Annotated in this window: 2 protein-coding genes and 1 pseudogene; all 3 read right to left on the minus strand. The window is 38.9% G+C overall.

Annotation, left to right across the window (positions count from 1 at the left end; translation table 11 throughout):
* The coding region (locus HP456_RS23010) for a cyclic nucleotide-binding domain-containing protein (RefSeq protein WP_172255404.1) at positions 1–1,102 on the minus strand (1,102 nt) is incomplete at its 3' end.
* Positions 1,103–1,232: 130 nt separating this feature from the next.
* The gene (locus HP456_RS23015; protein ID WP_172255405.1) at positions 1,233–1,760 is read right to left on the minus strand and encodes a D-glycero-alpha-D-manno-heptose-1,7-bisphosphate 7-phosphatase; all 528 of its coding nucleotides are present in this window, start codon (positions 1,758–1,760) and stop codon (positions 1,233–1,235) included.
* Positions 1,761–2,020: 260 nt separating this feature from the next.
* Positions 2,021–2,261, minus strand: a pseudogene (locus HP456_RS23020) (RlmI/RlmK family 23S rRNA methyltransferase); the annotation flags it as partial.

The raw sequence follows: 2,261 nt of genomic DNA on the forward strand, positions 1-2,261 counted from the left end.
CCATCACGATAAAACAATAATTGATTGGAGCACGGCCAAAACCTTCTTGACGCATTTCTTTTTCTGTCAATTGTATGATCTTTCTGTGCAGCCTGTCATTATAGTTACTGATTACTTCACATACATCGTAACCTGGACTGTCTTGTAGGATAAGGTCTCCGATAAATTGCTGAAACGTATTATTTTTCACGGTAGCCAATCGGACCAATTCATCACGGCTGACCGCTTTTTGGATTTTATAAGATAAATCCAGATAATTGGAATCTTGAATATTGATAAATGAGCTGCTTGTGAGGACGCCAACGACAGATTCATTACGTATAATGGGGACGAAATCTACTTCTTCATGCTTGAAATATGACAAAGCCTCGTAAGCAAACGACTCATCGCGGATCCAGAAAGGGTTCAGCTTCATCCAGTCTTTGACTTTTTCAGAACCGCCTGGTGAAGTAATATAGGCAAGGATCTCCCTTTGAGTCAGAATACCTTTCATCTTGCCATTTGGATCAACTGCAACCAAGCCATAAGTATCTCTATCTTTCATCAATTGGGCAGCACGAAGGATTGTATCTTCTTCACCAATAAATGAAGGAAAGTCCATTAAATTATGTACTTTTGTCCTGAAAAGAGTGATATTTTCATCATCGCTGTCTGATGATTTAGATTTTATTTCATCATAAAGGGTTTTCATTCGATTTCCGATGCTGTCAAATATGATTTTTGAGAAATCATGATTTTTTGTCATTAAATCAAGGAGGCGCTGCTTCTGGATACGGAAGACATTACAATCTTCCATCGCCTGTACTGAAAAAGTCATTTGACCGCTTGTAAGCATAATCATGATTCCAATCAGGTCTCCAGGGTAGTAAAAACGCAATGAATATTGTTTCCCGTTAGAACGATGAAGTACGTTCTTCGCCAAGCCAGATACGAGAAAATAAATATCGAGTTCATCCAGGGTCTCATCTTCATGGAAAAGAAATTCGCCTTTTTTAAATGTGGTATATGTCGAGCCCGAAATAATATATTGCAATTGATCTTCTGTCAATATATCGAACGGATATACATTTTTAATAATTTGCAGAAGTTCCTGCTGTTCCAATAAAAGTCACTCCTTTTCGAACCTGGTTCCATAGTACTCTAACATAGATTTTCCTTATTGAAAATCGTTAAAACAAAGAGAACCCCTGCATATAGGTGCAGGAGAAAAGGTTGTTTTAGGAGTAAAAGGTTCATTGAGATAAGAGAAATTGTGAAGCAGCCAATAAAGTTGGGAATACGTAATCTGCCTGATATAAAGGGGATGATCCATCCGCTATCAGTATCGTTTTACATCCTGCCTTTCGTCCGGCTTCTATATCAGGCTCCCTGTCCCCGATCATATAGGAGGCAGTCAGGTCAAGATTGTATCTTTCAGAAAGCCCCATGATCATACCCGGCTCTGGCTTTCTGCAGGAACACCCTGCATGAGGTTTATGTGTACAACATGAAACCTCATAGATCCTGCCGCCAGCTGTTTCCAGTTCCCCGACCATATAGTCATGAATGGTTTGCAGGTGTTCATGAGATAAGTATCCAAGTCCCACGCCTCCCTGGTTGGTGACAACGAATAATTTGTATCCGGCTTCACTCAATATCTTAACTGCTTCTTTTACTCCTTCCAGGAAATAAAATTGTTCTGGTTTATTTACAAACTTTACTCTTTTCGTTTTAACCTCATTAATAACACCGTCACGGTCAAGAAATATTGCTTTATTCAACATAAACACTCCTTATTCGCTGGTATTCTACAAAAAAATGTAAGTGTTGTCGCATTCTGCGGTTTCCGAGGAAATAATGACAGAATAATCTGTCATTTTGTGTTCAGAATAAAAATTTCAGGCGCGAAATGAGAGGGGGATATGGCTATATATCAAGTGTACCCAAAAGGAGAGCGATTTTACATGATGCCAGAATAAGAAAGAGGATGATACTGGAAATGAATAGAAGGGGAGTGATCATCTGACTCCCCGGGGGTGGATCAGTGTTTTTGAATAAATACTACTTTAAGGTAGTCACCCTGTTTATATTGATTTATCGTTTTAAAATCTTCAGGGAGAGTGAACTCTTCAAGCAGCTTGTAAGATTCGCTGGTTTCTTTAAAGGCACTTTCTATGAAGCCTTTGAACTTCTTCATATTAAACGTACTGCAATTTGTTGAAGCGACAATAATGCCGTCGTCTTCCGTTATGGCAATTGCTTCTTTAAGGAGATCCTTGTAA

The organism is Bacillus haikouensis, from assembly GCF_013179555.1.
GTDB classification, from domain to species: domain Bacteria; phylum Bacillota; class Bacilli; order Bacillales; family Bacillaceae_B; genus Rossellomorea; species Rossellomorea haikouensis_A.